4 protein-coding genes and 1 pseudogene are annotated in these 6,938 nt (G+C 63.6%); 2 read left to right on the top strand and 3 right to left on the bottom strand.

The window, feature by feature from the left end:
• A partial coding sequence (locus WCB02_RS14305; protein WP_423958871.1) for a tyrosine-type recombinase/integrase occupies nt 1-797 on the top strand: 797 nt, incomplete at its 5' end.
• Between the two features lie 80 nt (nt 798-877).
• Here WCB02_RS14305 and WCB02_RS14300 read toward each other — a convergent pair.
• The 3 genes and pseudogenes from WCB02_RS14300 to WCB02_RS14290 all read right to left on the bottom strand — a co-directional run.
• Nucleotides 878-1,081, bottom strand: a pseudogene (locus WCB02_RS14300) (transposase zinc-binding domain-containing protein); the annotation flags it as partial.
• Nucleotides 1,082-1,089: 8 nt separating this feature from the next.
• Nucleotides 1,090-2,016, bottom strand: a complete 927-nt coding sequence (locus WCB02_RS14295; RefSeq protein ID WP_423958870.1) for a tyrosine-type recombinase/integrase — start codon at nt 2,014-2,016, stop codon at nt 1,090-1,092.
• Nucleotides 2,017-2,263: 247 nt separating this feature from the next.
• On the bottom strand, nt 2,264-2,713 hold the full coding sequence (locus tag WCB02_RS14290; protein WP_423958869.1) for a bleomycin resistance protein: 450 nt from the start codon (nt 2,711-2,713) through the stop codon (nt 2,264-2,266).
• A gap of 655 nt (nt 2,714-3,368) precedes the next feature.
• Between WCB02_RS14290 and WCB02_RS14285 the strand changes: the two genes are divergently transcribed.
• Entirely contained in the window at nt 3,369-6,578 is a 3,210-nt protein-coding gene (locus WCB02_RS14285) for a hypothetical protein (RefSeq protein ID WP_423958868.1), read from the top strand.
• Nucleotides 6,579-6,938: the final 360 nt, after the last annotated feature.

Raw genomic sequence — 6,938 nt, 5'->3', positions numbered from 1 at the left:
TCCTCGAGCATCTCGAAGATGTACGCGGAAACGCCGCCGTCACGCGCAACGTGCGGCTTGCGGCTATCAAGTCGTTCTTCCGCTTCCTCGAATATCGACAGCCGGCGGCGCTCGAGCAGATCCGCCGCGTACTGGCGATCCCGTTCAAAAGGACGGATCAACGGCTCGTTCCCTATCTGCTGAAGGATGAGCTCCAAGCCGTGCTCGACGCGCCCGATCCCGCCACGCGTGACGGCATCCGCGATCGGGCGATGTTGCATCTGGCCGTCTGCGCAGGACTGCGTGTGTCCGAGCTGACAGGCTTGAAGATTGACGATATCGACCTGCCGTCGATGAGCGTCCGCGTTCTCGGCAAGGGACGGCGGGAGCGGACGCTGCCCTTGTGGAAGACCACGGCCGCGGCTCTGCGTGCCTGGCTCGCCGTTCGCGGGCGGGTCGCCGCACCCGAGGTGTTCGTCAACGGCCGAGGCGAGCCGCTGACCCGATGGGGCTTCGTGTATCTGCTCAAGCAGCACGTCGCAACTGCCGCTCGACACAAGCCCGGCCTGAAGAAGAAGCGCGTCTCGCCCCACGTGCTCCGGCACACTTGCGCGATGATCGTCCTGCAGGCGACGGGAGACATACGGAAGGTCTCGCTGTGGCTGGGCCACGCCACGCTGACGACCACCGAGGTTTACACGCGTGGCGATCCGACAGAAAAGCTCGACGCCATGGAAGCGATCGTGCCCCCACATCTGCGGCGCGGCACATTCCAGCCGTCCGACAAACTGCTCGCGCTGCTCAAGCGTACTTCGTAATGGAGAGCGGACTGTCGGCGACTTGCTCAAAAACGCGGTCAGCTCGCCGCCAGCTCCCCATTACCGGATCTGCCCATAAGGCAGGAGTTGAAGGAGATCTCGGTATGGCCGCACGCCGCGTTCTCGCAGCGCGCGACGTGGCCGCCGAGCGCCGCCGTTCGGCAGCGCTCGATCGCACTCATCACCTTCAACTGGTCGAGGCTCACATGCCCGCGGTTGGCTTCACGCCAGGCAGGACCGTGGTCGCGGAAAATGTCCGCGACCTCCAGAGCTGGTCGAGCCATGACCGGTGCTATGGCGCCGGAGGCTTCTCCTGGTCTCGCCTCGCGCGTCTGCGGGGCGGCGTGCTCAAGGCATCGAGTGGGCTCTCGATCTTGGCAATCATTCCAGTCGCAACGCGACTGTAGCGAGCCGTCGACTCGAGCTTGTCGTGTCCGAGCAACGCCTGAATCACCCGGATATCCGTGCCGCGCTCGAGCAGATGGGTCGCGAAGCTGTGGCGAAGCGAGTGCAGCGCGACGGCCTTGCGCAGCCCAGCGGCTTTTGCGGCCTCCTTGAACAACCGGCTGAATTGACGCGTGGTCAGAGGCTGATGACCACCGCGACCTGGAAACAGCCAGCGCTGTTCCGGCGGATCGCCGGCGCCACACCCGGTCGGCCGCGCCTTCCACCATTGCCGCAGAAGGTCGAGAACTTCCGCCGGCAGCATCACATGCCGGTCCTTGCGGCCCTTCGACTGTACGATGCGGATGATCATCTGCTCGCTGTCGATGTCGCCCCCTCGCAGCCGCACGACCTCGCTGGCCCGCAGACCGCAACCATAGGCGAGGCTCAGCATCACACGCGCCTTCAGGCTCGTCGCCATGGTCAGGATGCGCTTGACTTCCTCGCCGCTCAGCACCGGCGGGAGCTTTTGCGGCTCCTTGATGTGCCAGACCTCGGCCGCCAGATCGTGGCGACGCAGCGTAACGCGGAACAGGAACCGCACCCCGGTCATGATCCGATTGCGATTACAGATGCTCATCCCGCTCTCGACAAGGTACAGTTGAAACAGGCGGACCTCGTCGGGCGTCGCCGTGTCGGGCGAGCGTTTGAGCCAAGCGGCGAACCGCTTGCAGCTTTGGATGTGGCTGCGCTGCGTGTGTGGGTTGAGCTTGCGCGCAGCCATGTCCTCGATCATGCGCTGACGCAGCGGACTGATAGTGGTCGTGTCGCTCATGGGAGCTCCATCCTGAGTGTGGTTGACAACACCTCGATCTCAGGACCGGTCTCTCAGGCTCGCCAGCACTTTCCTCTCAGCCCGCTTCCGCTCTCACGGCTCTTGCCCCCGCGCAGCGGGCTGGAGCGCAGCGACTTTGTGCCTTCGCCCTTTTGAAACGTGCCGACGACGCCGATAACGTCTGTTGCTCGGGTTAGACCGGAAGCGTCTGGAATGCGGTCGAAACGGAGCCCATTGCGGACTTTCGCTATGGTGTCCTGCGCTGACCGAGCCGAGCCGAAAATCGGATAAGGTATCCGTCTGGGTCTTGAACCAGGAATTGGCGAACGCCCGTCTCAACATCACCGGTTCTATACCATTTCTCCTCCGGCTTCATGAAAAGCGGCCAATCGGCAGCCGCGAGGGAAGCCAGGATCGGGGCGATCGTCCGCACCCCAACCTGGAAGTTGATGCCTCGTCCGAAGGGAGCTTCCATTGGTCCGACGATCCAGTTTCGGCTGCGGTCACGCTCCTCCAGCATGATTTGCGCGCCATCCAAATCAAGGTAGGCGAAGCCTTCATGGAGCCGGTCGAAAGCGACGCTGAAGCCGCATAGGTCACGCCAGAAATGCAGGCTCGCGTTGACGTCGGTTACGAGCAGTTCGGGCACCAGCCGTGCCCAAGTGAAGTCGGGTACCGCCGTGGACACAGATGACATCATGCTCGCTCCATGAAGGCAGCCTATCAGTGTACTGCCCTGATGTGCGCAATTCGCCTGCGCAGACGCCGCGGGGCAATCGGGAGATCTGCGTTGTCAGCCCATTGCAGACTACTCTATTATTTACTTTGTTGTCCCAGAGACGATTGCTGCGAATTGCTGTCTGAATCCGCGCAAAGATGGCGCAGCCCGTATGGGTGGAGTTCTTCGCGAAACCCATCATCGTGCCGCGGGCAAGAGGGTGGGTTTCGCTGCGCTCTACGCACCCTACGCACCTGTTGCTCGGCAAGGCGCATCGCTTTCGCGTTTCAACCAGGCGGGTCGGCGGAACGCCGGTACCGAACCCGCAGTGACGGAGTTTGCGGGAGACGATCGAGCATGTCGCTGCGGGAGCAGTTAATAAGCCACCACGGAAGGCGCGCCGCAGCCCGGCGGCGGCATTCGGAGCAAGAGGCTGGCGCTCGCGTTAGAATTGCATTACAAGACGAAGCATACTCAACTTGCTTTTTTGCATCGATCGCCATCGACGGACAACGCCACCTGCACTGCCGCGGGAAGAGTTCTTCCTGCTGTCAGTCCTTGAGTCGTTTCGCGCCAATGAACGCGGCCGATAAACCGGAAGCAACAAACGAATTTTTCGAGTTGGGAGGCAGTCATGATCAAGAGCCTCGAGTCAATCAGTCCGCGCCCTCTCTTCCTCCGCCATTTTGCACGCTTCTCCACCACCCTCGCGGCGGGCACGTGTCTGCTCGGCGTGGGGCTGTCCGTCTTGCCGCCGGTTGCGGCGAGCGACGGCAAGGTCGTGATCGATCCGATCTATGGAATTGGCAACACCGACCGGCCGCTGCTGGCGCCGCCGCATGTGGAGCCGGTGAGCGCTTGCGCCGATCACGTCTATGTCGATTCCTTCATGGCCGGCGCCGATCTCGAGGTTTTCGTCAACGGCGCCAACGCGACGCCGGGCGGGTCGGTATCCTCCACCAACGCCTTCGAGGCCGTTGCGCTGACCAAGTCGCTGCAGGACGGCGACGCGGTGACCGCCCGTCAGAAGGTCAATGGCGTGACCAGCGCTCCGTCGTTGCAAGTCATTGTCGGAGCCGCGCCGACGACGCTCGCACCGCCCACCGTCGGAAAGGACATTTTCGCCTGCGGCCGCATCGTGCCGGTCAACGGCCTGGCGTCCGGGGTCTCGGTCGAGGTCTACGACCTCTCCGAAACGCCCAAGAAGCTGATCGGCACCGGCTCGACACCGAACGACTGGGGCGCGGACTGGGCGCCGGTGTCGACCACCGGCCCTCTTGTCGCGGGGCATCAGATCCAGGCGCAGCAGAGCGTGACCTGCAAGGGCGGCAAAACAGCCGTCTCGGTCAATCCGCAGGCCGCAGTGCCGCCCGAGCTTTCCAGCGTCAATCCGCCGGTCTTGGTCCCTCCCGTGGTCGGAAGCAACGTCGTGACGCTCGAAAAGCTGCTCACGGGCTCAGCCGTCACGGTTTCGAGCGGAAGTACGACGCTCGCCCAGGGTTACGCGGTCTCGGCGTCGAATTTCGTCGACATCAAGCCCGACGTCACGGCAACCGACTCGATTGTCGGCAAGCAGCAGCTCTGCAATGCGGAGGCTGCATCGCCGCCCGCAAAGCCCACCGCGCAGCTGTCGCCGCCTCTGCTGCTCGGCCCGATCTGTCCTGGACAACAGACCGTCTATGTCGCCAAGACAGCGCTCAACGCCAATCTCGTGCTGCTGAAGAACGGCGGCGTCGTCAGCAACGGCGGCGCCGGCCCCGGCGACACGCCGCTCGACATCATTCCGACCCAGTCATTCGCCAATGGCGACAAGGTGGAGGTCGTCGAATATCTGGCGTCCTCGCCAAGCGACGTCATCAGCGCGGCGTCGAATACCGTGACGGTCGAATGCCACGATGTCCTGACCTATCACAACGACACGCAACGAACCGGATGGAATTCGACCGAGCTCGCCCTGACCCCTGCCGCGGTCGGCCAGAAGACCTTCGGCCTGATCGCATCCGCCAGTCTCGACGATGACAACGATCAGGTGGACGCCCAGGTTCTGATCGTCGTCGACCAGAACATCGAGGGCGCCGGCGCCCACACGGTTGCCTATGTCGCGACCGAGAACAACACGGTCTACGCATTCGACGCGTTGACCGGCCAGCGGCTGAAGAAGGTCAATCTGGGCGCGCCGGTTGCGATCGCAAACTGCAACAACAATGCGATGGTGGTGGGAATCAACGGCACGCCCACCATCGACCTGCGCTCCAGGACGCTTTACGTGATCGCCTATGTGACCAGCGGCGGTCAACCCGTATTCCAGTTGCATGCGCTGGATCTCGCGACGCTGCAGGACAAGCCGGGCTCGCCGGCGAGCTTCACGCCGAGCTACACCGGCGGCGGAGCTCCGATTCCATTCCTGTCGACCTATCAGCGACAAAGGTCGGCGCTGCTGCAGGCCAACGGCAACATCTACGCCGGCTTCGCATCCTATTGCGACATGAGCGCCAGTCAGAGCCGGGGCTGGGTTCTCGGCTTCAACCAGTCGACGCTCAAGCCGGTCAGCACGTCGAACGAGCTCATCAACAAGCAGCCCGCGGGCGGCTCCTTCTATCTGAGTTCGGTCTGGATGTCGGGCTATGGCATCGCGGCCGATCCCGACGACGGCTCGCTGTTCGTCTCGACCGGCAACACCGGCTACACCAGGAAGGGCAATCAGGTCCTGAGCACGTATGACAGCGTCAAGAACCTGGGCGAGAGCGTGGTCAAGCTTTCGCCGGACCTGAGCTCGGTGCTCGATTACTTCACGCCGTCGAACTATGCGACGCTCGACGCCGACGACGGCGATCTGGGCGCCGGCGGCGTCATGGTGATCCCGGACCAGACGAGCCAATTGGCCGGCAGCACGCGCCTCGTCGTCGCGGCGGGAAAGCAGGACGGCTCCTACGCCGGTGGGGCGAATTTCTTCCTCGTCAACCGCGAAACCGGCAAAATGGGCGAGCTCGCCAATCCCGACGTTCCGAGCGCGGTTCCGATCGGCGAATGTCATTGCGGTCCGTCCTACTTCACCGGCGCGGACGGCATCGGGCGCGTGGTGTCGAGCGGCGACTCGCAGGTGACGCTCTGGAAGCTGCAAGGCGGCACCAGCCCCAAGCTCGCCCAGGAGGCGAGCGCGCAGCTGGCCGTGTCCGGCCAGGACGGCGGCTTCTTCACCTCGATTTCCTCGAACGGGACGACGGCTGACACCCAGATCATCTGGGCGGTCGACCGCCCGATCGGCGCGAAAAATGCGTGCGCGGTCGCGGCATCAGGCTGGCCGCCGGCCCCCGACGAGGATCCGGGAAAATGTTTCGTCAGCCTCTACGCGTTCAGCGCGAGCCCCGCCGGCTCGCCGCCGTCGACGACCTTGCAGCAGCTCGGTGTCTGGCAGGCGGGAACCTGGGCATACACCAACGGCAACACCAATATCGTGCCGACGGTCGCCAACGGCATGGTCTATGTCGCCAGCTACAAGCAGCTGCAGATCTTCGGCCTCACGCATGAGCTCACGATCAAGCCGCGCAAGCTGCTGATCGCCGCGGCGCAGACGGAAAACACCGCCCCGCCCGCCCCCTCGGGCCCAACCTATTGGGGCACGGTCACGTCGGTCGATGACAGCCGCGCAGTCCTGAAATTGCGCGACGGCCGCAGCCTCCAGGTCGATGTGTCCGGCCTGCCCGCGGATGACAAGACGACGACGCTCGTCGTCGGACGCGGGGTTGGCGTCGCCGGCGCCTACAACGCCCAAGGCGTCCTGGCGGCAAAGCAGCTCTGGCGAGCCAAAGGCCCGGCGATCTGGGGCGAGGATCGCGACAAGTAAGGGGCGAGAGCGCGTCAGATTCCGTCGCGAACGGGCGGCCCGGTTGCGGGAGGACTTCGGATTGGCTCTCCTTTGCTTCCCGCGACCTGCAACCCGTGACAAACTGAAAAGGGCGCTCGAAAGCGCCCTTTCCTTCGCAGGCCAGATCATGCCCGCCTTCTTCACGTTTCTCCGGCAAGCTCCCTTGGCTTCTTGCAGGTCGCGATACGCGATACACTCGTCTCCGACGTAGTGGTAGCTTGCAAGTTTCGTAGACTTTTTCCGGATGCGTCGGCTTTCCGTTTTCTTTCCACTTAATTACCTGACGACATATCTCGCGCGTCCATGGTTTCGATTTGTCTGACATGCGACCTATCCTGC

This window comes from Bradyrhizobium sp. (assembly GCF_049581145.1).
Lineage (GTDB): Bacteria > Pseudomonadota > Alphaproteobacteria > Rhizobiales > Xanthobacteraceae > Bradyrhizobium.
The sequence above is the reverse complement of the archived record's forward strand: the minus strand, read 5'-3'. Positions and strand labels throughout refer to the sequence as shown.

Coding starts and splice junctions, on each gene's coding strand:
- WCB02_RS14295 (WP_423958870.1), bottom strand. CDS start 2,016: ATGAGCGACACGACCACTATCAGTCCGCTGCGTCAGCGCATGATCGAG.
- WCB02_RS14290 (WP_423958869.1), bottom strand. CDS start 2,713: ATGTCATCTGTGTCCACGGCGGTACCCGACTTCACTTGGGCACGGCTG.
- WCB02_RS14285 (WP_423958868.1), top strand. CDS start 3,369: ATGATCAAGAGCCTCGAGTCAATCAGTCCGCGCCCTCTCTTCCTCCGC.